We start from the raw sequence: 24,463 nt of genomic DNA, 5'->3' as shown, positions 1-24,463 counted from the left end.
GCTTATATCTGTCTAATATTTTTACTACCTTGTCCGGCTCTAATTTTTACTCACCACTCACCACTCACCACTCACCACTCACCACTCACCACTCACCACTCACCACTCACCACTCACCACTCACCACTCACCACTCCTTTCACTGGCGCAAGTATGCAGCCCGGCTCAGCGTGCAATCGTACTTGTGCCCCTCGAAGCAAACGAATTGCCGATTCACGATTGCCGATTCCACACTCACTATTCCTCTTCCGACTCTTCTTCTTCAGCTGCCTTGGCTTTCGCTTTCGGCTTCGGCTTTGCCCCTACTTGCGCTGCCGCCAACTGCCCTTCCGACTGCTCCACATTCCTCGCTACACTTAGAATAATACCAATCGACAAACAGGTAAAGAGAAAGGAGCTGCCACCCATACTCACCAGCGGCAAAGTCACCCCCGTTACCGGGAACAAATTCACCGTTACAGCCATATTGATCAATGCCTGGATCACCAGTGTAAAACTCAGCCCCAATGCCAGGAAAGCCCCAAAGGCATAAGGGCATTTCCGGAATACCCTGATACTCCGCAACAGGAATAACAGGTAGATCAATATGATAAAGGCTCCGCCGATGATACCATACTCCTCAATAATGATCGCAAAGATGAAATCAGAGTAAGGGTGTGGCAGAAAATTCCTCGTTTCACTATTCCCTGGCCCCAGTCCCAACATCCCCTTTGCAATGGCGATCTTAGCCTGGTTGATCTGGTAATTCTCATCTTTATCCGCCAGCTTACTGTCGTATACAAAGTTCTGTACCCGTTTGATCCAGGTAGGCAAACGCCCTGCTTCCAGAATGGCGGGCAGGTCTTTTGTTTTTCCCTCGTCTTTATCGTAATAAGCTACCGCAATGGTAACAAGGATCACTACCGGAATGGCCAGCAACCCGATGGTCATCATCAAATGCTTCGTACTTACCCGTCCTATAAACATCAACAACATACTGGTAGCACCTACCAGCAAGGCGGTCGACAGGTTAGCCGGTGCAATCAGAATACAAATAACAACAACTGGCAACATGACCGGTATAAACCCCTGCCTGAAATCTTTGATCTTATCCTGCTTCTTGCTCAAGAGCCTGCTCAGATACATGAACAAGGCCAGCTTGGCGAGGTCGGAAGTTTGAAAGGTAAGATTGATAATAGGCAGCCTTATCCAACGGCTACCCTCATTCAGTCGAACCCCAAAGAATAATGTATATATCAAGAGCGGAATGGATATTAAAAACAATATCCTTGCCACTCTTGAATACAAAGAATAATTTACCCGGTGCGAAAAGTAGATCACCGCCATACCTACGATGATGAACATGATCTGCTTGAACAGATAGATCTCTGTATTGCCCCGGTTGTATTTATAAGCCAGCAAGCCGGTAGAGCTATACACTACCAGCATAGATACCAGCGCCAAAACCAATACGATGGCCCAAATCGCTTTATCCCCTTCGTCCTGCTCAAAAGACTGCCAGGGCTTCTTCCAATAGAAGCCATCTCATCAAAACGCATATCTTTTGAGTTACTCATCTCTTTTTATACTCATCCATCCCTTTACTCTATTCAGAGGTGCCACCTTTCCCTTACTACGAAAACGAAAGGTATCGCCGCTTCGTCTTCAAATCACTCCCCAATCAAAGCCCCTTTTTCACGCCTCCCATTTCACCTCTCACCCATTACAAAAACATTCTCTGGTTTTCAAATTCCCACATTCCCAAATCAACTACAAATCCCTTACCGCCTGCTTAAACTGCTCGCCCCTGTCTTCATAATTCTTGAACAGGTCAAAACTGGCACAGGCAGGACTTAACAATACAATATCTCCTTTATTGGCCAGGTGAAAGGCAGCCTGCACTGCTTCCCGGGCACTGCTTGTATTCACCATTACTGAAACTTCATGCTGAAATGCCTCATGGATCTTGCGGTTATCCAATCCCATACAAACAATTGCCTTTACCTTTTCCTTGACCAGTTCACTCAATAATGAATAATCATTGCCCTTATCTACCCCACCCAGGATCAGGATCGTAGGTTTTTCCATACTTTCCAGCGCATACCAGGTGCTGTTCACATTAGTAGCCTTACTGTCGTTGATAAAGGTCACCCCACGTACCGTTGACACTGGTTCCATCCGGTGCTCAAGGCTTTCAAATGTCTGTACAGCATCACGGATCTTTTCCTTACGGATACCGATCGTTGAGCCGGCAATACCTGCAGCCATGGTGTTATATTGATTGTGTTTCCCTTTCAGGGCAAAATCATAAATACTCATCTGTATCTTCTCATCACTTGCTGCGATCGTCATTTTCCCATTTTGAATAAAAGCGCCGCGGTTAATTTCTCTGCTCATAGTGAATGGTAGTGGGTTAGATTTAATAGTAAAATGCCCCAGGTTCTGCATGGTCACAGGGTCATCCTCACAATAAATAAAAAAATCATTTGCTGTTTGATTCTCCACGATCCGGAACTTACTGTTGATGTAGTTCCTGAACTGGTAATCATACCTGTCTAAATGGTCTTCAGTGATATTGGTCAATATGGCGATGTCCGGTCTAAAAGTCTGTATATCGTCTAATTGAAAACTGCTGATCTCGGCTACATAGAGTGGCTTGGGATCCAGCGCCACTTGTTTAGCAAATGAATAACCGATATTGCCTACTAACGCCGCATCCATACCTCCCACTTTACAGATATGGAATACAAGCGATGTAGTAGTCGTCTTTCCATTGCTGCCCGTAATTCCAATGATCCTGCTATCGCCTTTATACCGGTACGCCAATTCTATTTCACTGATCACCGGTATACCCTTTTGCCTGATCTTTTGCACCAACTCATTCTTCTCGGGTATGCCCGGGCTCTTCATCACCTCATCGGCATTTAATATCTTATCTTCTGTATGCTGCCCAGCTTCATAAGAAATGTCATAAGACTCCAGCTCATCCCGGTAATTGTCTTTGATTCCTTTTCCGTCAGATACAAAAACATCATAGCCTTGCTGCTTGCCCAATATGGCTGCACCAACTCCACTTTCACCAGCTCCCAGTATGACCAAACGTTTACTCATGTATCTGCCAAAATCATTTACGGATCATTGGCCTGCATGATTATCAGGCCAGTTCATTGGAAATATCCACGAATCGGATTAGGGGTTTTTCGGTAGTTTGAACTTTACTCCAACTACGCTAACTACTATGTTGGTTTTCGTAAGAGGAACTTTTGTACTTACTGATCAGAGGCAGAACCTATTAACTACTATCTATGATACTAACTTACCTGATCTTCAAGGTTACTATCGCAAACACGATGCACAATATGGTCACAATCCAAAACCTCGTCACAATCTTCGATTCATGGTATCCCAGTTTCTGGTAGTGGTGATGCAAGGGACTCATCAGGAATATCCGTCGCCCCTCTCCATACTTCTTTTTCGTGTATTTAAAATAACTTACCTGCAGCGTCACACTCAATATCTCCACCAGAAACACACCGCAGAATATGGGTATCAACAATTCTTTTCTCACTATGATGGCCAGGGCGGCTATGATACCACCCAGCGTAAGGCTGCCCGTATCGCCCATAAACACCTGTGCCGGATAGGCATTGTACCATAAAAACCCTACACAGGCCCCGATTAGCGCACCAATGAATATCGAGAGCTCACCCAGATTGGGTATGTACATGATATTCAGGTATTCCGCAAACCGGAGGTTACCACTGGCATAGGCAAAGATGCCCAAACAGGCGCCTATAATGGCGCTTACACCCGCCGCCAGTCCATCCACTCCATCCGTAATATTGGCGCCGTTAGAAACAGCCGTTATGATGAATATTACTACAATCACATACAATATCCAGGTAAGCCCCCTGGCCGCTTCCGGCAACAACTTGGAATAGTTGAACTCGTGCGATTTTACAAAAGGAATAGTTGTGATGGGCTCATTGGCTTCTACAAAGTATTTGGGCGTCCCGTCAAGCGTCCTTTTAATAATCGAACTGTCACCTGGTTTCACCACCCCTGTATATTCCCGCCACACCTTCGTATTGTCATTAAACATCAAAACCGTTCCCACCACAATACCTAAAACAACCTGGCCTAATATTTTAAACCATCCTGCCAAACCGTCCTTATCACCTTTCTTATATGGTATCCCTTGTTGCTGGGCAATCTTTTTGGCCCTCAACTTGAGGTAATCATCAATAAAACCTACAATACCCAACCAAATGGTAGTAAAGATCATTACCCGGATATAGGCTTTGTGCAGATCAGCCAGTAAAAGCGTGGGTACCAGTATCGCCAGGATAATGATCAACCCGCCCATGGTAGGCGTTCCTTTCTTCTGCTGCTCACCTGCCAGTCCCAGGTCACGAACCGTTTCTCCCACCTGCCTTTTAAGCAGGTAATTAATTAACTTTTTACCAAACACAGCCGAGATCACCAACGATAAGATCACCGCAATCAATACCCGGGAAGTAATGAACTGAAACAGCGCACTACCCGGAAATTTCACCCCATTTCTTTGAACCATTCGAATAATGAATACAGCATGTTGGCTTGTTTGACTAAGAGTTAAAGAACAGAAAGAGAGAAAGAGGTAAGCTACTTTCGTTCAGGGTTTCTTCGATCTTCTTGCATCTCTTTTTCTACATGTCGTCTCTTAACTACTCCTCTGCTCTTTTTTACTCTTAGCTATTGGGAACCGTCCGTGATTTTTTAGTCCGTAAGTCAGTAAGTCCGCAAAGTCCGAAAGCATTTCACTACTACTGGGTTTTACTTCCCCTCTTCCCCTCTTCCCGTCTTCCCGTCTTTCGGTCTTTCGGTCTTTCGGTCTTTCGGTCTTTCCTACCTAACCTATTTTTCGTATAACTTAAATACTGCTATCAGCACCTGCTTGTCATCAAATGGATGTTTCACCCCTTTGCTCTCCTGGTATTTTTCATGCCCCTTGCCTGCTATCAGCACAATGTCTTCCGGTCCTGCCAGGTTTACGGCTGTTTTGATGGCTTCTTTCCTATCCACAATGGCGATGAATTTTCTTTTGGCCGCCGTATTCAATCCCGTTTCCATATCCCGGAGTATCTGTTCAGGGTCTTCACTGCGGGGGTTATCGGAGGTAAAGATCACCCGGTCACTGTGCTCACAGGCTACTTCTCCCATTACTGGTCGTTTTGTTTTATCCCGGTCACCACCACAGCCTACCACAGTAATGATCTGCTCATGCCCTTTCCGCAATCCTTTGATAGTGGCCAGTACATTGAGCAACGCATCCGGCGTATGCGCATAATCCACAATACCGATCACCCTATCTTTAGCAGAGATGATATAATCAAAACGCCCTTCAGCCCCGCTAAGCTCACTTAATACCCGCAGCACTTCAAACTTGTCTTCCCCCAGGCATATAGCAGCGCCATATACGGCCAGCAGGTTATAAGCATTGAACTCACCGATCAACCGGAAATGCACTTCCTGGTCATTGATCGTCATCACCAGCCCCGTCAGTCCATTCTCCAGTATCTTTCCCTTAAACTCTGCCATGGTACGCAAACTATAATAGTACTTGTGCGCCGGCGTATTCTGCAACATCACGGGGCCTCTTTTGTCATCCGCATTGGATATGGCAAATGCCTCAGAAGAGAGCGAATCAAAAATGACTTCTTTACCCGTATATACTCGTCAAACGTTTTATGATAATCCAGGTGGTCATGGGTAATATTACTGAACAGACCGCCTGCATATTTCAATCCCGCTATCCGGTGCTGGTGAATGGCATGGGAGCTCGTTTCCATGAACACATGTGTGCATCCTGCCTCCACCATTTGTTTCAACAAGGCATTCAGGCTGATGGCATCGGGGGTAGTATGGGTAGCTTCTACAACTTCATTCCCAATATGGTTCTGAACCGTACTCAATAAGCCGCACTTATATCCCAATCCTGAAAACAATTTGAACAACAGGGTAGCAATGGTGGTTTTTCCATTGGTACCTGTAACTCCTACCAGCTTTACATGCTCCGAAGGCTGGCCATAGAAATTATGCGCCATAAATCCGGCAGCCGCACCACTGTTCTCTACCTGCACATAAGTAATCCCTTCCTGCAGATTTTGGGGCATCTCTTCACATACAATGGCCACAGCCCCTTTTTCTATTACAGGGTCAATATACTGGTGCCCATCGGCAGCTACGCCTTTGATGGCAATGAATACATCACCTGTAGTCACTTTACGGGAATCTATATGTAGGGCATTCACCGGCACCGAAACGTTTCCGTGTACCGAGCGTATCCTTACCTTATATAATATGTCCTGTAAAACTGCCATACAATTTTATTACCCTGGTTGCCCAAAGGGTGCGATCAGCATTATGGTTGATTAATTCAATTCAATGGTGACGGGCTGGTTCTTTACAAAGAGCGCCCCTGGTTCTACACTTTGCGTTTTCACTTTACCCCTGCCTTTTACCACCACTTTTGCCTGCATATTTTCCAGCAGGAATAAAGCATCTTTCAATCCCATACCCCGTACATCGGGCATATTCTTTTTAGATACCGGCTGGCCGTTCAATACCGGAGCATAGTTCACAGCATATAACCTTGTCCATTCATTGGCGCCCACAGAATCTTTATACTTCCACTGCAGGGTATTCATTACCTGCTGCATGTCTTCAGCGCCACCTGCATATAAATAAAAGAGCTGTCTTTTTTGGGTGCACTGCAGGGAAGCACCTTTTTGTCCTTATCTGCATTGACTGCATACAGTTTATCAGCCAGTTCCTTGAATACCGGGCCTGCTATTTTGGCCCCATAGTAGAACCTGGCAAAGGGCTTATTCCGTACTACCACAATGCAGCTGTATTGTGGATTATCGGCCGGAAAATAACCTGCAAAAGATGACTGGTAAATATGATCCGCATATCCCCTGCTTCCGTTGGCCATTAAGGAAGTACCTGTTTTACCAGCTACTGCATAAGGCGCTCCTTTGAATAAAGTAAAACCAGTTCCATGTGGATCGTTACACACCCCCTTTAAAACGCCCTGCAACAACCTCAATGTTTGCTCACTGCAAACAGCCTGCTCCAACACTTCGGGCTGATTTTCCTTGATCACCAGTCCATTTTCTTTTATCGCATGTACCAGGTAAGGCTTCATCATTTTACCATCATTGGCAATGGCATTGTACAACATCAATGATTGCAGCGGACTTACCAGCACCTCATATCCAAAACTCATCCAGGGCAGCGAGGTAGCACTCCAGGTTCTCGATTTTGGCGTTTTAATAACTGGCGCCGATTCCCCCATCAAGCCAATACCCGAGCGCTTATCAAACCGCATCCGCCTTAGGTGGTCTACAAACTGTAGGGGCTTTTTTGAGTAGTTAGCCACCACCATCTTAGCCATCCCCACATTGGAGCTCATTTCAAAAGCCTCTCTTATCGACACTTCATATCCATGGTTCTCACTGTCATATACCGTCCGGCCATTGATATTCCAGGCCCCACCGTCCAAATTTATCCGCTGATCCAATGAGATATACTTGTCTTCCAACAGCGCCAGCAAACCCGCCAGCTTGAAAGTTGATCCCGGTTCCGACGCGAGGATAGCGTAATTCATATCCTCCCAGTAACTGCCATCACTTCTACGACCCAGATTGGCTATCGCTTTGATCTTACCTGTTTTTACTTCCATTACCAGGCAGGTTCCATACTCACATTGATTCTCTGTCAATACCTTGAGCAAGGCGTTTTCAGCAATATCCTGTATATTCACATCCAGCGTAGTAATGATATCCTTTCCATTTTGCGGTTCAATTTCAGAGCCATCTACCGGAACCAATACCCCTGCCGCTATCTTCCGCATCAGCCGCTTGCCACTCTCTCCTTTCAACACCGTATCATAGGTATTCTCTAAACCGACATTCGTATTCTTGATCTTCCCATCACTGTCAATGTATTCTCTCGACAATCCGATCGTTCTATTAGCCAGCAACACATATGGGTTCAGGCGCTTATCTTTACTTCAGGAATAAAACCGCTTTTATCCCTTCCCTGCTTAACCAATGGCATCGTACGCAAGGCCTTATATTGTTGGAACGAAAGATTCTTTTTGAACAGGAAATAGCGGTCCTTTTTACGATATCCATTCTGTAATAAGGTCCTGTACTCCACCGCTGTCTTGTCTTTAAAATATTCAGCCAGGCTGATCGACAGGGAATCTATATTGTCTTTAAACCGCTTACCGCTCTTTTCCCTCAGCCCCTCGGCCATGAAATCAATGTATATATTAAAGAACGGTATCGAGGTACTAAGCATGGCCCCATCTTCACTGTAGATCGTTCCCCGCTCGGCATCTATTTCCACAAAACGTTGTTGCTGATCTTTGGCCTGTTCTATCCAGTAACTGCCTTGTACCTGCTGAATGTATACGGCGCGTCCTAAAATCACCACACTAAACACTACTATGCCGATAAAGCATAGGTACACCCTCCATAATATATCGCGTTTGACTTCCACTTGCTATTGCTGTTACTCACTTTTTGCTTTATCGATTGAATCTGTCAGAATGATCGGAGGTACTACCAACTCCTTCAATCCCAATGGCGCTACTGCTTTGGCCAGCTCACTTTGCTTACTCCGGAACATCACTTCACTTTTCAGTGTTTTGTATTCATACTGCATCTCCTTCAACTCCTTACTCACTTTATTGATATTGCGGATGGTTTTATCCGCGTAGTGTCCATTATAAATGTATACTACCGCCAGGGCCGAGAGGAACAGGAAGAAAGGAATGTTTTTACGATCCAGCGATAGCTGAACAAACGCTTCCGCTCCCGTTTGGGCCTCTTTTCTTTTACACCTGCTTGTTCTTTTTCTTCACTCATGATTTTAAGACTAGCGGTTGAGCAGCTACTAACCACCCAACCGCTAATGAAATTGCTGAATGTTCACTCGGTTTTCATACAGACATTGGAAATTATACCCTTTATTTTGATGATAAGAACTCACACTTTTTCAGCTACGCGCAACTTGGCGCTCCTCGAACGCGGGTTGCGCTTTAACTCTTCCGGTGCAGCTGTGATTGGTTTTTGGTAATTACTTTCAACGGAGATGCGGGAACATTCCGTCCAAACGGATCGGCCGACTCATCCTCATCCATGTCACCTTTCCGGAAAAAGTTTTTACAATCCTGTCTTCCAGCGAATGAAAGGTAATAATGGCTACACGGCCTCCGGGCTTTAATAGCGAAGGAATTTGTTGCAGCATTTCTTTCAAAGCCCCCAATTCATCATTCACTTCAATGCGCAAAGCCTGAAATACCTGGGCAAAGTACTTGTTGGGATTCCCTTTCACCACCGCCTGGACAGCTTGTTTAAAATTGGCAATTGTTTTCAGCGACACTGTTTGCCGCGCCTGTACAATGGCCCGGGCCAGTGTTTTGGAATTGGTCACCTCACCGTATTGCTCAAACAACTTGTGCAATTTTTGCTCGTCGTAAGTATCTACCACTTCAAAAGCTGTCAACTCCTGCCGCTTGTCCATTCGCATATCCATATCACCTTCAAAACGAATAGAGAAACCGCGGTCAGCCTCATCAAACTGGTGGCTACTTACGCCAAGATCGGCCATGATACCATCTACCTGTGCAATCTTATGAAGACGCAGGAACCTTTGCAGGTGCCGGAAATTATGCGGCACAAAGATGATCCGGGGATCATCCGGCATATTCCGTTTTGCATCTGCATCCTGGTCAAATGCCAGCAATTGTCCATTCCTACCAAGCCTTTTCAGTATCTCTCCGGAATGACCGCCTCCACCAAATGTGCAATCCACATAAATGCCATCGGGTTGAACTTGCAGCCCATCTACCGTCTCCTTCAACAATACCGGAATATGATAATCCGGATTGCCGGAGGCAGCGGAGGGATCAGCGTTATGGTTTTCATTTTCACTCATCATCTTAATGCTGATTTCCCGGCAGGCTGCTGGCCGTCATCACCTGTTGAGCCAACTGACTGAAGGACTCGGGTGAAAAAGATTCAAAGAACTTTTGGTACTTATCCTTATCCCAGATCTCAATTTTGTTCATAGCCGCCACCAGCACAATGTCTTTCTCCAGTCCGGCATGATCTTTCAAATTGGGCGGCACCAGCAATCGTCCTGCACCATCCAGCTCCAGCACCGTCGCCCCGTTTAGAAAGTATCTCCTGAATTCCCGAACTTTCGGATCAAAATCATTCAATTTGCCCAATTCGGAGAATATAGGGTCCCAGCTTTTCATGGGGTATAGCGTAAGGCACTTTTCAAACCCCCTGTTAATAACAAACTGGCTTCCTGCCTCTTCCGGCAACTGCTTTTTAAAGCCAGCCGGTAAGAGGAAGCGACCTTTGCGTCTAAAGTTGCTTCATATTCACCTAGAAAGCCATTCATTTCTAACCACTTAACTACCTATCGCTTTTAATTACCACAAAATAACACATTTTCCCACTTTCTAACGTGGATTTGGAAACTTTATTTTTTCCACAGGTCTTGATTTACATACAACTGGCCCTGCATCACCATTACAGCCCCCGTAGTTCAGGCGGGAGCTTTTATCCTGTGCATTTACCGTGAATTAGTGTGCATATCCTGTGGGAAAGCCCCGCTTCAATGTGCATTGCCTATTTTCCTGGATTTACATCCCTTTTCTCCAACACCTGGCTCCGATTAATCGCCCCTTTTCTTTGTCTGAAGAGTGGGATTTCCTCCTATTTAGGTACTAAGAAGAGCCTATCATCTTAGGGTCATCCTAGGGTTTTCTTAAGGTATTTTTAAGGTTATTAAAGGGTATTTTTCTTAGGAATACCCTAAGTAGACCTTAAGAATAAGCTACAAATCAAGGAGGTAAAGAGGAGGAAAAGGAGAAGAATTGGCCTTCTTTCGGGGAAGATTGGCTGATATGCCCGGTGGCCAGTAAATTTGCGGAGACAACTCAACCAGGATTATTCCCACTAAATCCCCGGTATGGCAACAGCAGGTTATTCAGGTACGCCACTTTTGAAAAAACTGGGTATTAAGGAAAACATGAAAGTGCGCTTAATACAGGCGCCCGCCAATTACATGGATTTATTGGAAGTTGATATTCAAGGCCAGGTCGTCGGTAAAAAGACATTCCCGATCTCATTCACCTGTTTGCATCCAGCCAAAAGCAATTCGAATCAGAAATGCACAAATTGAAAGCGGTATATAAAAGCAACTCATCCGTTATTACCTGGGTCAGTTGGTATAAAAAAGTGCAGGCATACCAACCGATCTCAATGAAGAGCATATCCGCCAATATGCCTTACAGCATAACCTGGTAGATATCAAAGTATGTGCAGTGAATGAACAATGGAGTGGCCTGAAACTGGTAGTACCTAAATCAAAGCGATAAAAACTACGGCTATTAGGCCGTACCCACTATGCATCCCAAAAGTTTAGCCATTAAAGATTTTACATACGAATTACCGGAAGAACGGATTGCCAAGTATCCATTGCCCGAGCGAGATGGGTCCAAGCTCCTCATCAACCAGGATGGAAAGATCCGGGAAGATATTTACCGTAATCTCGACCAATACCTCCCCCTGATTCACTCCTTCTATTCAACAATACCCGGGTAGTAGAAGCCAGGTTACTGTTTCAAAAACCCACCGGAGCATCCATTGAAGTATTTTTGCCTGGAACCACATCCACAATACCCCGATATTACCACGGCCATGACGCAAAAAGAACGCGTCACCTGGATGTGCCTGATCGGTGGAGCCTCCAAATGGAAAAGCGGCCAGGTATTGGACAAACGTATCCCCATGGCAACGAAACCATTGTATTACGCGCCAAATACTTGGAGAAAGTAAAGGACAGCTTTGCCATTGAGCTTTCCTGGACACCAGCCCATCTCAGCTTTGCCGAAGTATTACACCTGGCAGGTATGATCCCCCTGCCTCCTTACATCAAAAGATCGGTCGAGCTATCGGATGCCACCCGCTATCAAACCATCTATGCCCTCAACGAAGGTTCGGTGGCAGCACCTACTGCAGGCCTGCATTTTACGGATGAACTTTTTGAACGACTGGATGCCCGCCATATCCTGCGGGATTATGTAACCCTGCATGTAGGAGCGGGTACTTTTCAGCCAGTAAAGGCCGATGTAATGGAAGGGCATCATATGCATGCCGAATTTATCGATGTGCCAGCTACCCTGATACAACAGCTTATTGATTATTCCAATAAGCACATCACAGTGGTAGGAACCACCTCTTTGCGTACAGTAGAAAGCCTGTACTGGCTGGGCGTGAAAACCATCCTCCATCCCTCTCTGAAACCCGAAGAACTGGTTATTCATCAATGGGATGCTTATGAATTGGAGGCTTCCCATATCTCTGTACAGAAAGCCCTGACTTCCCTTTTGCAATATATGGGTCAACAACGATGGGAACGACTGATCACCAAAACTCAATTATTGATCACCCCAGGTTATACCATTCGTATTCCCAAGGCCCTGGTAACGAATTTCCACCAGCCGCAATCTACCTTGTTATTACTGGTAGCAGCTTTTGCAGGAGACAATTGGAAAAAATGTACCAGTATGCGCTGGAACATGAATTCAGGTTTCTAAGTTATGGTGATGGATGCTTGCTGTTTCGCTAACCGCTTTTTTCTTGAGCAAGGGCAACTCTAAGGTAAATGCCGAACCACGGCCCAGTATACTTTCCACCTTGATCTTTCCATTGTGGGCATCAACGATGGTTTTTACATAACTAAGGCCAAGTCCAAATCCCTTTACATTATGGAGGTTACCGGTATGAGCCCGGTAGAATTTTTCAAAGATGCGACGCACCGTTTCTTTTGTCATACCTATACCATTGTCCTCCACCCTGATCACCAGGTTCTTATTGGTGCTATGAGTAGTTATTTTCAGTACCAGGTTTTCCTTGGAGTATTTTACAGCATTATCTATCAGGTTGGAGATCAGGTTACGGAAGTGCACAGGGTCAGCTTCTATATAATCCTGGCGGGCGCTCAGGTTAAGGTCGGCCCTGCCCTGCTTTTCATCCAGCTGCAAGGTATAATTGTCCATGATCTCATGGATCAGGTCATGCACATGGAGAGGCTGCTTATTCAATTGCAGTTCCTGCCTGTCCATAACAGCTGCCTGCAAAATGGTTTCCACATGCTTGTTCATCCGCTTATTCTCTTCCTTGATGATGCTGCTGAAATAATCCATCTTGGTTCGATCCTGCAATACTTTATCATTCCTTAAAGCATCAACAGCCAATGAGATAGTGGCCAGGGGTGTTTTGAATTCATGGGTCATATTGTTAATGAAATCATTTTTGATCTCACTCAGCTTTTTCTGGCGCAACAGGGCTGTCACGGTCACATAGAAAGCTGCTATGATCATGATGGTAAAAACACGGCTCCTATAATCATCCACTTCATCTGCTGCAGAATGATCTTTTTTACGTTCGGTACTATTACCGACATAATTTCTTCCGGCACCAGGTTTTCCAGGTCACTGCCGCTGGGAGGCTGGAAGATATAAATGAACATCAGGTTATTGCCGGTGGCTGTATCTATATCCTGCTCCGCCTTGATATATCCTCTCGATTTCAGTTCAAAAGAAAGTAAGTTAAGATTGGAAGTAATGGCAAACTCAAACTTCAGGCTATGCAAGCCCTGGTTGTCAAATGCCTTGCGTAATTTTTCCTCTACTTCAAATTCCGTAAACTTCTGCGCAATCGTTGGCGGCTTCATCAGCTCCATCTGGAACTGCTCGGAAGGCCAGGTAAAATTGGGCTTGGTACGGTAATTTTTAATGACGGAAGGGTGCCTTTCTGGTCCATGAGCAGTTTGCCCACATCATCCATGCCGCGCGTCATTTTGTATTTAAACTCTTCTTGCTTATCCACCAACATTGTTTGCAGCCAGTTGTACTGCACATAAATGGTTCCTATCAGCGATAAGCTGATCAATACAATGATGATAGGAAATACTTTCCGTAATTGCAACTGATATAATTTTAACGCCACTTCCATTTACCTGCCTGTTTCTCAACATCTCAGCCACACAGTGAGCCCCGGTCATCGTCAATTTATCCTGCAGGTAATTTCCAATCGGCAAATTTAATAAATGGGTTACAGAACCACTATAGGTACCCATTCGGGAAGATTTGATTTAACTAAGTTTTACCATGATACAGCAAAATCACTCCTTCCGGAGTGCCCTGGCAGTACCCATTTTCCCGGTGTACCAACCGCTAACTTATGAAGTTTTACTTAACGAATCCCATTTTTAAACAATCATTTTGCCAGCAGTATATAAATCTTAATTTAGAAATATGATAAAACCGGGACCTGGAACCTTGTTGATAGCCGAGCCTTTTTTGAAAGATCCTAACTTTATGCGCACGGTTGTATTCCTTTGTGATCACCAGGAAGAAGGCAGTTTTGGATTTGTGTTAAACCGGGCTTATGAACACACGCTGAATGAGTTAATGAATGACCTGGACGAGCTGAAACTACCTGTTTTTACGGCGGTCCCGTTCAGATGGATACCATCCACTTCCTGCACCAATACCCCACCCTCATTCCCGGTAGCTTCCAGGTACTGGACGATATTTACTGGGAGGCGACTTTGAAACAGCTATCAATCTCATCCGCGAAGGATCGATTGACCCCGATAAAATACGGTTCTTTATTGGCTACTCCGGATGGGGCAGTGGTCAACTGAATGACGAATTAAAAGAAAACTCCTGGCTGACCACCGAAGCCACCCAGAAACTGGTATTTCACCGGCATACCGACGAGATCTGGAGAGATGCCTTAAAGCACCTGGGCGGTGATTATGAAATGATGGCCAATTTCCCGATAGACCCGCAATTGAATTAGGACAGTGGCAGTCGGCAATCGGCAATCGATTTGTTGGAATAGGTTGGTCCGTCTATTATCCTTAATGGACGATTAAATAGGTTTCAAATTACTTTCTATAAAAAACGAGGCCCCGCAAATCAATTGCAGGGCCTTTCTCATCAAACTTTCAGCACCTAAAAATCTATTGTAAGGGGAATTTTACACCAATACCGGCGCCCCAGTTATCCATTCCTTTTAAGTCATTGTAGTTGACCGGCATGTAATTGTAATCAGCCCGTACGGTAATACCAGCCGGACCACCTTTACGAAAAGGTATAAATACACCGGCTTCTGGCCTGGCCGCAAAGCCAAACTTATTCTTGCTATTTCCAAATTCGCCCAGGTACTGGCGGTAAAGGATGATATTACCACCCACACCAATACCTACATAAGGCTGCACAGCGGCTTGTGGCGTGAAATTATATTGCACCTGTGCCAATAAAGGAATAGCTTGTACCGAATTGGAAAGCACCGCCGAAATATCACCACCGCCTTCCAGCTTATATACTTGACGTGGATACTTCTGATAAAAATCCTGGAACCCTGTTCCAAAACCTACCGACAGTTTATCATTGATACCATATAACAGACTGGCTGCCCAGCTGCGATAACTTGTTTTATTGACAAAGTCCTTAAAATCGCCGGTGGGCGTATTGATGGAATAATTGATATTTACGTTCAATCGTCCCACCTGCGCCTGTGCCATACCAGCTGTAAAAAGACCGGCCATCAGCACTGCTATTATTTTATAGGAAGTTTTCATTGTTGTAATCTTTTTTTTGTTCGTGGAATTATTGATTCGCTTTAAAATAGGGAGACTGATCAAACAGGCTCTTGATATGATTGGGTACATTAGGGGTACGGAAAATGCCCGATCCACGAACCAATCCCATCCACACACCATTGATCTTTTTATCCGTACCTACATCTTTCAAATCGAGCGCATCAATAGAAAGTGCACCTTCCCTGATCTGGTAAGTACCATAATAAGCAGGGAACCCATAACCATAACCCGGGTAACCCCAATAGAAAGGATCCCAATAACCATAATAACTGCCCCAATAATCAGGATAGCTTACAATACCTGTATATGTATTGTAGATCCTGCTTACATTAATACCCAGATCGGGGTCCTGGCTTTTATTAACCAACGTATATCCTTGTTCCCCATCCGGCTTTTGATACTTGCTATAACGGCAGCATCAAAATCCGTCAGGGCTTTCTTATCCAGCTTATTATTATTGATGATGGATACCGAATCTACAATACTGAATGTTTTATAATGATTAAAAACAGCCGAACTATCGTAGTTGGTAATGTAAATGCGGCTTTCATCTTCTGTGATGTTGTTCAGTGGTTCTTTGGTACAACTTCCCAACAATCCCATGATCGAGACCGCGCTAATCGCTAAGAATATGTTTTTCATTGCGTTATTTTTTACGCTTATTAGACGGAAAAAGAGGTGCCAGGGTTTATCACAAAGGGATAGTTAACAGGGCTATAACAGTAATTAAATTTATATTAAAATGCAGGGGATTATAAACGAAATCTTATCAAATAAGATGTAGGCAATCCTACTTCACCTTCCTGCATAGCCACAAAATGATGAACCCAAGCAGTGATAAAAGCATCAGGGCAAAGCGCAGTCCGGTTTGATGAGCAATAAAACCAATCATAGGCGGGCCTACCAAAAACCAGAAAAACCTACGGTACTCACAGCTGCCAGGGCGGCGCTGGTACTCATAGTAGTTGTTTTGGCGCTCAAACTATATACTATAGGAATTACCGTAGCAACCCCAAAACCAATCAATCCAAAACCAACGATCACTACCGGCGGATAAGAAAAATAGTAGCCAATAACAAGCCTGCCGTAATGAGTGCACCATCCAACATCAAAGCCCCTTTATAACTCAACCTGCCAATCACCCCATCACCTACCAAGCGCCCCAAGGCCATCATGCAGGCAAAAACCATATAACCTGTGGTGCTTACATGGTGCAGATCGTTCAGTACTTGCTTGTAGTAAAGCGAACTCCAATCGGCCATCGCTCCTTCACAAATAGCACAACAAAAACAAATAGCCCCCAATAACCAAAGCGTTTTGTCGGGCCAGGCAAATATCTTCTGCTCTCCTGCAGGTTTCGTCCTCCGTATCAGATAGAAGACACCGCTGATGGATAATAGCACCACAATAATGGCCACTATTATAAAATGTTGGTTGGTAGTAGCACCCGTCTTCATGGTATAACCTCCCAACGCAGCCCCCATCATTGCTCCAATGCTCCATAAACCGTGAAAAGAAGACAGCAGGGATTTATTATACATTGCAGACTGTACCAATAGCGCCTGGGTATTCATGGCAATATTGAGTACATTACCACAAAAGCCAAAGAAGAATAAAGCAACAGACAAAAAGAACACGGTATTACTGTACCCAATGCACATCAATACCAGGACGTAACTAATGGCAGCACCAAAATTCATGATCCTGCTGCCCAGTACCGAAACAGCCCAACCCGCAAATGGTAAAGCCACCAGGGCGCCCAGCGGCAACATAAACAATACAGCTCCTAATTCAGCTTCATTTAAACTAAACTGCTCTTTGATAGCAGGTATCCTTGATGCCCAGGTAGCAAATACAAACCCGCATACAAAAAAGAAGCAGGAAGCGGCAATACGATGTATGAGGGGCTTGTTACTTATCATGTTTGCGCAAAGATAACCTCACTGGTATTGAGATAGATCAAAAGCAGGCGACCAGCTTTTGCAGCATGTTGTTTTCCGGACCATAAATCTACCAGCTATTCCATGTGAAATCTACTATGCCCCTGCAAAACCCCTCGATTTTCGGCCTTTTCTCCAATGGTAACCTGTCAATAGGCCGAGTGGTATAGTAATTGTTGCTTTGGGGCAGGTACATTAATCCGTATCGGGGCGCCCTGCAATGGCCGGCATCGCAGGGAAAAGTCGGCCCCTTGTTCTATACCCAAAATCGAACCTCTATGAAAACCACTTTACTCATGGCAGGCATCCTTATGTCTGTACTTGTATCCGGACAACAGGTAGCCAAAGGCCTGGTTGCCACCAATGGCGAATCAATCGGCTTTTACCAGTACACACCTGTTGATTACAATCCCACCGGCCCCAAGTATCCCCTGATCATTTTCCTGCATGGCATGGACGAACGTGGCAACGGCACCACCGAGCTACCAAAGGTTACCATAAATGGTATTCCTAAATACATTAAGGCCGGTCATAAAATGCGTTTCTTCTGGAATGGTAAATGGCAAACTTTCCTGGTATTAGCGCCACAGCTTAGCAACTCTTATCGCTGGTGGCAAAATTTCTATACCGAAGAAATGATCAAATATGCCAAGGCCAACCTCAATATAGATACCAATCGTATTTCCCTGTTGGGACTTAGTTTGGGTGGCGGTGGTACCTGGGATTTTGCAGCCCAGTCGGTTGAAAAAGCCAAACAACTCAATGCGATAGCCCCCTGCTGTCCTACTTGTCAAACCAATGGGTACTGCCCAATTGCCGAAGCCAATTTACCCTTGTGGGCCTTCCATGCACAAAATGATGGCACCACGCCGGCCAACTGTACCAGCACCATTGTTAATTACATCAATGATAACTGCCGGGCAGCCGCAAAAGCCTATGTAACCATTTGGCCTGATGGCGGACATGGTGTTTGGGACAGGGCCTATGATACGGTATACAGGTGGCAAAATCCCAACGTATATGAATGGTTGCTGGGACAGGACAAAAGCAAACCGGTGAATAAACGTCCGGTACCCAATACTGGTCCTAATTTCACCATCTCTACCTCGCCGGGCTTTGCTTATCTCAGTGGTGCCCGTTCTACCGATGAAGATGGCACCATCCAACGTTATATCTGGAAACAGGTATCAGGGCCCGTTAACGGCGCCCTGACCAATTCAGTATCCACCAATGGATTAACCCGCATCAATGGCCTTACTACGGCTGGCACCTATGTTTTTGAATTGACGGTGGTAGATGACCGGGCCGATTTTGTGAAGAAAACCATCACCATAACCGCAATCAATGGAACAGCACCCAATATCCCCCGGTTACAGAAGCCGGCATCAATATTACCACGGGCCTACCTTCTACCAGCTTACATGGCAGTGATTCCTATGATCCCGACGGCTCGGCATTGACCTACAAATGGACCCAGATAGGCGGCCCTGCAGTGTATACATTATCCAGTGATGCAGTAGCCAATCCCGATCTCACCAACCTGCTGGTTGGTACTTACCAGTTTCAACTGGAAACGACTGATGATAAGGGAGCCAAAACTCAAGACCTGGTATCCGTTTTTCTTCGGCTATGACTTTGTCAACCAAATTAACCTGGTTCAAGGGCAGTGCTCAATCGGGCCAAACCCGCTTAGTATGGGCTACTGCACAGGAAGAAGACAATGACCATTTTGATATTGAGCGCAGTGCCGATGGCAAAAACTTTACAGCTGTTGGAACTGTACAAGCGGCCGGCAATAGCCTGCAACAACAACAGTATTCCTTTACCGATGCCCAGGAATATGGTGGTGTTTGGTATTATCGCCTGAAACTGGTCAATGCCAGCGGAAAAACCACCCAATATTCAACGGTAGTACGGGTTGAGAATAACCGGGCAGCCGCAAAGTTCGGGTATTTCCCAAATCCGGTCCAGGACCAACTCACCGTGCTGATAAATGATAACCATAAAGGGTTGTTACAACTACGCTTGTTGAGCATGGATGGCCGGATCATACTGCAGAAACAGTGGATGAAGAAGGAAGAATTGATCACCACCGTGATGGACGTTAAGCAGCTATTACCGGGTATTTACCTGGTGGAAGTAACGATTGGTAACCAGTTACGAGAGATCAGGAAGATCATTAAGGAATAAACGCAGATAATCGCTGATTTTGCTGATTGGCATGGATTACGCTGATTAATACCAATGAACAATAAAACGTTTTTGCATCGAGACCATAACCATGAATGTTGATTACACCGCCGGGCCGCTTTGTGCGGCCTGGCTCTTTATGACTGTTTGTTAAGTATTGACAGCCGGAATTAATATTTATATTCGTTGGGTTAAATAGCCATTCAATATGAAAGCAACCAAACCCATAAGAGCATCCCTACTGGCCTTACTGATTACCTACTGCCTCCAGGCACAAAACAGCGCCCCGCTTAACATCATGCTGAAAACAAATCATCCGCGGGAGGTTCAAACCAAAGAACAACTATTGCGACTGATGAATGAATATGATCTGTCGGGATGGACCTTTACCAATACGGTTACTATTGAAAATGGATTCAATGTAATTCCACATAGCCATCCCATATTAACCCTGAATACCCGGCACTTGAGAGACGATGAATTGTTACTGGCTACCTACCTGCATGAACAGTTACATTGGTTTCTGGACACGGCTGCCGGAAGCGAGGGGGCGTATAAGGAAATAAGAACGCTCTTTCCTCATCCCAAAACAGCTATTCCCCAAGGTAGTGGCGACAGTACCAGCACCTGGTACCATATAATGATTTGCTACCTCGAATACAGGTCATTGGTACAGTTCATCGGAGAATTGAGAACCTTCCAGGTGATCAACTTCTGGCAACAGGATCATTATACCTGGATCTATAAAATGGTATGGGATAACAGACAAAAGCTGGAAGGCATCGTCCAAAAGCACCGGTTAATTCCTTGACTATATGTTTGAACACCTTTTAAAGTAAATGACTTAGCTCAAGGAGCATTGATTATTGACGACTCTTCTGGGTTCCTGCCTAATCAAGGAGTGCTTTACTTGCCGGTCCATAGACCAAAAATAATCAATAATTCAATAATCACCTAAACGGCTGATAGAACGCATGCGAAGCCAACGCCAGCATGGGCTTATCGCCACTGGTATCGCCATAGCAATACACTTCTTTGTAAGCTGTGAGGTCGTATGCCTCTTTAATACGGCGTACTTTTTCTTCCCCGTGGCAGTTATTCCCTTTTATCTTACCGGTGATTTTATTTTTACTTACTTCCAGTTGAGTAGCCAGCAGGGGCAGGTTGAGGGTTGCACACCAGGGCTGTAGCCAGTTTTCGGGAGAAGCGGAAACGATCACCACTTCAGCGCCCGCTTTTTTTAACTGTTCTATTTCTTTCAACGCTTTTTACGCAACAGGCCGGGTATTTTCTCGGCAGCAAAGGACGTACAACATTGGCTAAACTGCTCAACCGTCACCCGGCCAAAGAAAAGCTTCAATACCTTTTCCTTAGCGGTTTGGTTAGAAATAATGCCGGCCTTATAAGCAACCAGGTAAGGACTGTGCAACAGGAAACCCAGGTAAAACTTAGCTTTCCCATGCCTGTATTTGATGATCTCCAACAAGGTGTCCTTGGTGGTAATCGTTCCATCAAAATCAAAAAATGCAATAAGCTGACTCACAATTTCAGTTTTTTGAACATGAATTCTGGAATACGCTTGATGATCAGCATGATCCACCGCCAAAACCATTTTACATACACCACATTCTTTTTCTTCGCCACGGCTTTATACACTGTATTGGCAACCGCCTCTGGCTGGGCTGTTAATAAGGGCGGCAAGCTGATGTTTTCTGTCATTCGCGTATAAACAAACCCTGGCTGCACACTCACTACATGAACATTTTCATGGAATAGCCGGTTGCGCAGGCCCGATAAGTAAGCGGTAAAACCTGCTTTGGCGCTGCCATAGATATAATTGCTTTGCCTGCCCCTTTCACCGGCTACCGAACTGATACCGGCAATTACCCCTTTATGCTGAGCAGCATAGTAATTGCTTACGACATTGAGGATGGATACCGCGCCTGTATAGTTAGTATGGATGATCTTTTCACTTTCGGCCCAATGCGTACGAGCCGTTTCATTTTCGCCCAGGTAGCCAAATACACATACTGTAATATCGGGCTTTACTGGTAACTGATCGAAGAATGCCTGGTGAGAGTTGAAGTTAAGCGCATCAAATTCATGTGCTGTACAACTGGTATTGTAGCGGATGCTGATATCCGATTGCAGGGCTTTAAGCCGTTGTACATTGCGGGCAGCCAATTGAATGGCATGACCTTCGGCCGCATACTTTTTAGCAATGGCCATCGCCATATCAGATGCTGCACCAAGTATTAAAATAGTCGACATGAAATGCTAAACATTGTTTTAGTAGAAGTAAAAGAAACTGTTGCCAATTACCGGCATCCGGGGCACTAGGTCAGCAGCAGCCGGTCCGATTGCGTAGAACGTATCTTACCGTCCGGGTTATATTTTTTACAATGGCTTTAAATTCTTCCAGGCGGGGATACCCTGCTTCCAGCACCTGGGGTTTCATACGGGCATCTTTACTCATGTACAGGCGGCCACCGTATTTCAATACGATCTGATCCAGCTCATCCAGGAATTCAAAAGCCCTTTACGTACCGGAATGTCCAGTGCCAACGTATATCCTTCTTCGGGGAAGGAGATCATGCTTTCCTGTTTGCCAAATACTTTCAGCACAGCCAGGAAAGAGCCAATGCCCTTATCGCTGATGCGTTGCAGTATTTCGATCAATCCCTGCTTGGCATGCATGGGCACTACAAACTGGTATTGTATAAATCCTTTTTGCCATACCCCGGTTCCAATGCAAAATGGCATCCAGCGGGTAATAGAAAGGCTCATACCCTACTACATTGTTGATCTCCTTTTTGAAGTTCCTGCCGTAGTACAGGAAGTTAAATGCTTTAACCGTAAAGGTATTCAGTACCCAGGAAGGCAGGTTGAAAGGGAAAGTGATCTGTTTCTTTTTAGGCAGCTGCAAAGGGGCTTTGCGCTGCTTGTCGTTGAGGTCATTCACCGTGGCATGCTCACCCAAAATCAGGATACTCCGTCCAAACCCTTTGCCTTTTTTGAGGCAATCGATCCAGGCCACCGAGTACGTATAATCCTTGTATTCATCAAAAGGCGGATGATATGTTCCAGGTTATCTGCCTTGATCTGCTTTTTTGCCTGATATAGGAGGTCTCGATCTTTTTAAGCCTGAATTTCACCCGGCTGATCATCCCTGTAAGGCCCATACCGCCGCAGGTTGCTTCAAAAGATCAACATGCCGGGTGGGTGAGCAGGTGATGAGCTGGCCATTGGCCAGTACAATATCCATATCTACAATATGGTTGGAGAAAGAGCCATCCACGTGGTGGTTTTTACCATGCACATCACTGCCTACGGCGCCCCCTACGGTAATAAATTTGGTACCCGGTGTTACCGGCAGAAACCAGCCCTTGGGCACAATTACTTCAGTAATTTATCCAGCACCAGGCCACTCTGACATTCAAAAACCCCTTGCTGCACATCAAAAGAAAGGATCTTATCGTATTTGAGGGTAGAAATGGTTTGTACACCCAGGAAGCATCACCATAACAACGGCCATTACCACGGGGAATAAAGCCGTTAGTGGTCTTCACTATTTGCTGCAACTGGTCGTCAAAGCTGAACTGTTGTTCATTACTTTCCATCACGGGGTAATTTCCCCAGTTGGCAATTTCTTTTTCATGCGAATAGTCGTTTTTATTTTTCGAATACAGTGATATCCTTCAAATAAAGGATAAAATAAAAACTGGCTATCCATAGAACGAGGGTAAGCTGAATAAAACGGTCTTTATAAAGGATTTCGGTGGGTGAGCCTGCTTTGTTCAATACAAAAGTGATCTGCAAATATCGCATAATACCGGCGATCACGAACAGGGATGTATAATATAAACGGTGACCAAACTCTTTGTACAAGGCGCCTGATACGGTGTAATTGATATAGGAAACAATCAGGATGGCGCAGAAAAGCCCCAGCAGGGTATTGAGGAATTCCAGGCTATACCCTTTAATGGCTTTCCGCATATCGGTGCCGGTAGCAACCTTCAGCATCACATCATCCCGGCGTTTGGCAATGGCCATGAACAGGGCCAGCAGGAAGGTCATGATCACCAGCCATTCGGTGATATGGATATTTCCCAGGGAAGCGCCTCCTTTTACCCGCAATACAAAACCTGTTGACACGATCAGGATATCTACAATGGATATATTTTTCAGGCCAAAACAGTAGCCCAGGTTCAGCAGATAATAAATGCCGGTGATGAACAGGAACTTGAAGGAGGGGTCAAGCAGGTAACTCATACCCAGGCCGGCAATTGCCAGCAGGATACAAATGACCAATCCTGTTCCTTTCTTTACTTTGCCGGAGGCCAGTGGCCGCTTGCTCTTTTGGGGTGCTTGCGGTCGTCCTCAACATCCCTGTAATCGTTAATAATGTAAATACTACTGGCAAGGAAGCTAAAAGCAAAAAAGCCGCCAATCAGCAACAAAAATTGCTCTTTGAACTCCGAGGGGTTAAACAGTTTACCTGCAAAGAAAGAGGGGATGAACAGGAAAAGGTTTTTTGCCCAGTCTTTAGGTCGTAATAATTTGATATAATCCCGCATTGAACGTCAATTCCGGGCACAAGATACAGCACA

At 45.2% G+C, this 24,463-nt stretch carries 32 protein-coding genes and 3 pseudogenes; 7 read left to right on the top strand and 28 right to left on the bottom strand.

Annotated features, from left to right (window positions below; all coding sequences use genetic code 11):
- Window positions 1-237: 237 nt before the first annotated feature.
- The 12 genes and pseudogenes from RS881_RS09580 to mraZ all read right to left on the bottom strand — a co-directional run bounded on the left by RS881_RS09580 (window position 238) and on the right by mraZ (window position 10,363).
- Entirely contained in the window at window positions 238-1,443 is a 1,206-nt protein-coding gene (locus RS881_RS09580; protein WP_315820872.1) for an FtsW/RodA/SpoVE family cell cycle protein, read from the bottom strand.
- A 306-nt stretch (window positions 1,444-1,749) separates the two neighbouring features.
- Window positions 1,750-3,090, bottom strand: a complete 1,341-nt coding sequence (murD, locus tag RS881_RS09575) for a UDP-N-acetylmuramoyl-L-alanine--D-glutamate ligase (RefSeq protein WP_315820871.1) — start codon at window positions 3,088-3,090, stop codon at window positions 1,750-1,752.
- A 205-nt stretch (window positions 3,091-3,295) separates the two neighbouring features.
- On the bottom strand, window positions 3,296-4,534 hold the full coding sequence (mraY, locus tag RS881_RS09570) for a phospho-N-acetylmuramoyl-pentapeptide-transferase (protein ID WP_315820870.1): 1,239 nt from the start codon (window positions 4,532-4,534) through the stop codon (window positions 3,296-3,298).
- Window positions 4,535-4,878: 344 nt separating this feature from the next.
- Window positions 4,879-6,225: pseudogene (locus tag RS881_RS59220) on the bottom strand (Mur ligase family protein); the annotation flags it as partial.
- A 167-nt stretch (window positions 6,226-6,392) separates the two neighbouring features.
- On the bottom strand, window positions 6,393-6,668 hold the full coding sequence (locus RS881_RS09555; protein WP_315820869.1) for a PASTA domain-containing protein: 276 nt from the start codon (window positions 6,666-6,668) through the stop codon (window positions 6,393-6,395).
- A complete protein-coding gene (locus RS881_RS09550) occupies window positions 6,668-8,008 on the bottom strand; it encodes a peptidoglycan D,D-transpeptidase FtsI family protein (protein ID WP_315820868.1) in 1,341 nt (446 codons plus the stop codon). Before RS881_RS09550 ends, RS881_RS09555 begins: the two co-directional genes overlap by 1 nt.
- An 8-nt stretch (window positions 8,009-8,016) precedes the next feature.
- Window positions 8,017-8,529 (bottom strand): penicillin-binding protein 2, encoded by a 513-nt coding sequence (locus tag RS881_RS09545; RefSeq protein WP_315820867.1) that lies wholly within the window; start codon window positions 8,527-8,529, stop codon window positions 8,017-8,019.
- A 12-nt stretch (window positions 8,530-8,541) separates the two neighbouring features.
- Window positions 8,542-8,763 (bottom strand): FtsL-like putative cell division protein, encoded by a 222-nt coding sequence (locus tag RS881_RS09540; RefSeq protein ID WP_315824415.1) that lies wholly within the window; start codon window positions 8,761-8,763, stop codon window positions 8,542-8,544.
- Window positions 8,764-8,768: 5 nt separating this feature from the next.
- Window positions 8,769-8,897, bottom strand: coding sequence for a hypothetical protein (locus RS881_RS09535; RefSeq protein WP_315820866.1), 129 nt, complete (start codon window positions 8,895-8,897; stop codon window positions 8,769-8,771).
- Between the two features lie 120 nt (window positions 8,898-9,017).
- Complete coding sequence (locus RS881_RS09530) at window positions 9,018-9,095, bottom strand: hypothetical protein (protein WP_315824414.1); 78 nt, start codon at window positions 9,093-9,095, stop codon at window positions 9,018-9,020.
- A 19-nt stretch (window positions 9,096-9,114) separates the two neighbouring features.
- Entirely contained in the window at window positions 9,115-9,972 is an 858-nt protein-coding gene (gene rsmH, locus RS881_RS09525) for a 16S rRNA (cytosine(1402)-N(4))-methyltransferase RsmH (protein WP_315820865.1), read from the bottom strand.
- Window position 9,973: 1 nt separating this feature from the next.
- Entirely contained in the window at window positions 9,974-10,363 is a 390-nt protein-coding gene (gene mraZ / locus RS881_RS09520; protein ID WP_315820864.1) for a division/cell wall cluster transcriptional repressor MraZ, read from the bottom strand.
- Window positions 10,364-11,016: 653 nt separating this feature from the next.
- Between mraZ and RS881_RS09515 the strand changes: the two genes are divergently transcribed.
- Window positions 11,017-11,229, top strand: coding sequence for a hypothetical protein (locus RS881_RS09515; RefSeq protein ID WP_315820863.1), 213 nt, complete (start codon window positions 11,017-11,019; stop codon window positions 11,227-11,229).
- Window positions 11,230-11,453: 224 nt separating this feature from the next.
- Window positions 11,454-12,646 (top strand): annotated as a pseudogene (locus RS881_RS09510) (S-adenosylmethionine:tRNA ribosyltransferase-isomerase).
- Here the strand turns inward: RS881_RS09510 and RS881_RS09505 are convergent.
- Genes RS881_RS09505 through RS881_RS09495 form a run of 3 tightly spaced genes read right to left on the bottom strand, consistent with a single transcriptional unit; the run spans window position 12,635 to window position 14,060 of the window.
- Window positions 12,635-13,465, bottom strand: a complete 831-nt coding sequence (locus RS881_RS09505) for a sensor histidine kinase (RefSeq protein ID WP_315820862.1) — start codon at window positions 13,463-13,465, stop codon at window positions 12,635-12,637. The pseudogene RS881_RS09510 and the gene RS881_RS09505 sit on opposite strands and share 12 nt — an antisense overlap.
- Complete coding sequence (locus RS881_RS09500; protein ID WP_315820861.1) at window positions 13,429-13,785, bottom strand: hypothetical protein; 357 nt, start codon at window positions 13,783-13,785, stop codon at window positions 13,429-13,431. The genes RS881_RS09505 and RS881_RS09500 overlap by 37 nt, the downstream gene beginning before the upstream one ends.
- Window positions 13,785-14,060: a hypothetical protein gene (locus tag RS881_RS09495; RefSeq protein ID WP_315820860.1), complete on the bottom strand. Its 276-nt coding sequence runs from the start codon at window positions 14,058-14,060 to the stop codon at window positions 13,785-13,787. The genes RS881_RS09500 and RS881_RS09495 overlap by 1 nt, the downstream gene beginning before the upstream one ends.
- Window positions 14,061-14,368: 308 nt before the next feature.
- Here RS881_RS09495 and RS881_RS62235 point away from each other — a divergent pair.
- Window positions 14,369-14,918 (top strand): annotated as a pseudogene (locus RS881_RS62235) (YqgE/AlgH family protein).
- Window positions 14,919-15,081: 163 nt separating this feature from the next.
- On the opposite strand, the gene RS881_RS09480 reads toward RS881_RS62235, so the two are convergent.
- The 5 genes from RS881_RS09480 to RS881_RS09460 form a co-directional block, all read right to left on the bottom strand.
- Window positions 15,082-15,702 carry an outer membrane beta-barrel protein gene (locus RS881_RS09480; RefSeq protein ID WP_315820858.1) on the bottom strand — a complete coding sequence of 207 codons (621 nt, stop codon included), beginning with the start codon at window positions 15,700-15,702 and terminating at the stop codon, window positions 15,082-15,084.
- Window positions 15,703-15,730: 28 nt separating this feature from the next.
- Window positions 15,731-16,090: a DUF4136 domain-containing protein gene (locus RS881_RS09475; protein WP_315820857.1), complete on the bottom strand. Its 360-nt coding sequence runs from the start codon at window positions 16,088-16,090 to the stop codon at window positions 15,731-15,733.
- Window positions 16,048-16,365 (bottom strand): DUF4136 domain-containing protein, encoded by a 318-nt coding sequence (locus RS881_RS09470; RefSeq protein ID WP_315820856.1) that lies wholly within the window; start codon window positions 16,363-16,365, stop codon window positions 16,048-16,050. Before RS881_RS09470 ends, RS881_RS09475 begins: the two co-directional genes overlap by 43 nt.
- Before the next feature lie 258 nt (window positions 16,366-16,623).
- Window positions 16,624-16,767 (bottom strand): hypothetical protein, encoded by a 144-nt coding sequence (locus RS881_RS09465; RefSeq protein ID WP_315820855.1) that lies wholly within the window; start codon window positions 16,765-16,767, stop codon window positions 16,624-16,626.
- The gene (locus tag RS881_RS09460) at window positions 16,767-17,645 is read right to left on the bottom strand and encodes an MFS transporter (protein WP_315820854.1); all 879 of its coding nucleotides are present in this window, start codon (window positions 17,643-17,645) and stop codon (window positions 16,767-16,769) included. Before RS881_RS09460 ends, RS881_RS09465 begins: the two co-directional genes overlap by 1 nt.
- Window positions 17,646-17,941: 296 nt before the next feature.
- On the opposite strand from RS881_RS09460, the gene RS881_RS09455 reads away from it, so the two are divergent.
- From RS881_RS09455 to RS881_RS09440, 4 genes are all read left to right on the top strand, one after another.
- Complete coding sequence (locus tag RS881_RS09455; RefSeq protein WP_315820853.1) at window positions 17,942-19,123, top strand: carboxylesterase family protein; 1,182 nt, start codon at window positions 17,942-17,944, stop codon at window positions 19,121-19,123.
- Entirely contained in the window at window positions 19,048-19,296 is a 249-nt protein-coding gene (locus tag RS881_RS09450; RefSeq protein WP_425476376.1) for a PKD domain-containing protein, read from the top strand. The genes RS881_RS09455 and RS881_RS09450 overlap by 76 nt, the downstream gene beginning before the upstream one ends.
- 2 nt (window positions 19,297-19,298) lie before the next feature.
- Window positions 19,299-19,853: a T9SS type A sorting domain-containing protein gene (locus RS881_RS09445; protein WP_315820851.1), complete on the top strand. Its 555-nt coding sequence runs from the start codon at window positions 19,299-19,301 to the stop codon at window positions 19,851-19,853.
- 208 nt (window positions 19,854-20,061) lie between these two features.
- The gene (locus RS881_RS09440; protein WP_315820850.1) at window positions 20,062-20,664 is read left to right on the top strand and encodes a hypothetical protein; all 603 of its coding nucleotides are present in this window, start codon (window positions 20,062-20,064) and stop codon (window positions 20,662-20,664) included.
- Between the two features lie 139 nt (window positions 20,665-20,803).
- Here the strand turns inward: RS881_RS09440 and RS881_RS09435 are convergent, their stop codons facing one another.
- The 8 genes from RS881_RS09435 to RS881_RS09400 form a co-directional block, all read right to left on the bottom strand.
- Complete coding sequence (locus RS881_RS09435) at window positions 20,804-21,115, bottom strand: HAD-IB family phosphatase (RefSeq protein ID WP_315820849.1); 312 nt, start codon at window positions 21,113-21,115, stop codon at window positions 20,804-20,806.
- Complete coding sequence (locus tag RS881_RS09430) at window positions 21,112-21,396, bottom strand: HAD family hydrolase (RefSeq protein ID WP_315820848.1); 285 nt, start codon at window positions 21,394-21,396, stop codon at window positions 21,112-21,114. The genes RS881_RS09435 and RS881_RS09430 overlap by 4 nt, the downstream gene beginning before the upstream one ends.
- Window positions 21,393-22,124: an SDR family oxidoreductase gene (locus RS881_RS09425; RefSeq protein WP_315820847.1), complete on the bottom strand. Its 732-nt coding sequence runs from the start codon at window positions 22,122-22,124 to the stop codon at window positions 21,393-21,395. The genes RS881_RS09430 and RS881_RS09425 overlap by 4 nt, the downstream gene beginning before the upstream one ends.
- A gap of 225 nt (window positions 22,125-22,349) precedes the next feature.
- Entirely contained in the window at window positions 22,350-22,640 is a 291-nt protein-coding gene (locus tag RS881_RS09420; protein WP_315820846.1) for a hypothetical protein, read from the bottom strand.
- Window positions 22,641-23,016: 376 nt separating this feature from the next.
- Complete coding sequence (locus RS881_RS09415; protein ID WP_315820845.1) at window positions 23,017-23,247, bottom strand: FAD-binding protein; 231 nt, start codon at window positions 23,245-23,247, stop codon at window positions 23,017-23,019.
- A gap of 7 nt (window positions 23,248-23,254) precedes the next feature.
- On the bottom strand, window positions 23,255-23,476 hold the full coding sequence (locus RS881_RS09410) for a hypothetical protein (protein ID WP_315820844.1): 222 nt from the start codon (window positions 23,474-23,476) through the stop codon (window positions 23,255-23,257).
- A 49-nt stretch (window positions 23,477-23,525) separates the two neighbouring features.
- Entirely contained in the window at window positions 23,526-24,164 is a 639-nt protein-coding gene (locus RS881_RS09405) for a UbiA prenyltransferase family protein (protein ID WP_315820843.1), read from the bottom strand.
- A gap of 14 nt (window positions 24,165-24,178) precedes the next feature.
- Window positions 24,179-24,430: a UbiA prenyltransferase family protein gene (locus tag RS881_RS09400; protein ID WP_315820842.1), complete on the bottom strand. Its 252-nt coding sequence runs from the start codon at window positions 24,428-24,430 to the stop codon at window positions 24,179-24,181.
- Between the last annotated feature and the right edge of the window lie 33 nt (window positions 24,431-24,463).

Origin of the sequence: Paraflavitalea speifideaquila (genome assembly GCF_032395985.1) — a bacterium.
Lineage (GTDB): Bacteria > Bacteroidota > Bacteroidia > Chitinophagales > Chitinophagaceae > Paraflavitalea > Paraflavitalea speifideaquila.
This window is presented reverse-complemented; position numbering and strand designations above follow the sequence as displayed.

Excerpts from the sequence above, each read along its gene's own strand:
- murD (WP_315820871.1), bottom strand. The coding sequence starts at position 3,090 with ATGAGTAAACGTTTGGTCATACTGGGAGCTGGTGAAAGTGGAGTTGGT.
- RS881_RS09555 (WP_315820869.1), bottom strand. The coding sequence starts at position 6,668 with ATGAATACCCTGCAGTGGAAGTATAAAGATTCTGTGGGCGCCAATGAA.
- RS881_RS09535 (WP_315820866.1), bottom strand. The coding sequence starts at position 8,897 with ATGAGTGAAGAAAAAGAACAAGCAGGTGTAAAAGAAAAGAGGCCCAAA.
- rsmH (WP_315820865.1), bottom strand. The coding sequence starts at position 9,972 with ATGATGAGTGAAAATGAAAACCATAACGCTGATCCCTCCGCTGCCTCC.
- RS881_RS09515 (WP_315820863.1), top strand. The coding sequence starts at position 11,017 with ATGGCAACAGCAGGTTATTCAGGTACGCCACTTTTGAAAAAACTGGGT.
- RS881_RS09500 (WP_315820861.1), bottom strand. The coding sequence starts at position 13,785 with ATGAAGCCGCCAACGATTGCGCAGAAGTTTACGGAATTTGAAGTAGAG.
- RS881_RS09480 (WP_315820858.1), bottom strand. The coding sequence starts at position 15,702 with ATGAAAACTTCCTATAAAATAATAGCAGTGCTGATGGCCGGTCTTTTT.
- RS881_RS09470 (WP_315820856.1), bottom strand. The coding sequence starts at position 16,365 with ATGAAAAACATATTCTTAGCGATTAGCGCGGTCTCGATCATGGGATTG.
- RS881_RS09460 (WP_315820854.1), bottom strand. The coding sequence starts at position 17,645 with ATGATAAGTAACAAGCCCCTCATACATCGTATTGCCGCTTCCTGCTTC.
- RS881_RS09455 (WP_315820853.1), top strand. The coding sequence starts at position 17,942 with ATGAAAACCACTTTACTCATGGCAGGCATCCTTATGTCTGTACTTGTA.
- RS881_RS09440 (WP_315820850.1), top strand. The coding sequence starts at position 20,062 with ATGAAAGCAACCAAACCCATAAGAGCATCCCTACTGGCCTTACTGATT.
- RS881_RS09425 (WP_315820847.1), bottom strand. The coding sequence starts at position 22,124 with ATGTCGACTATTTTAATACTTGGTGCAGCATCTGATATGGCGATGGCC.
- RS881_RS09420 (WP_315820846.1), bottom strand. The coding sequence starts at position 22,640 with ATGAGCCTTTCTATTACCCGCTGGATGCCATTTTGCATTGGAACCGGG.
- RS881_RS09400 (WP_315820842.1), bottom strand. The coding sequence starts at position 24,430 with ATGCGGGATTATATCAAATTATTACGACCTAAAGACTGGGCAAAAAAC.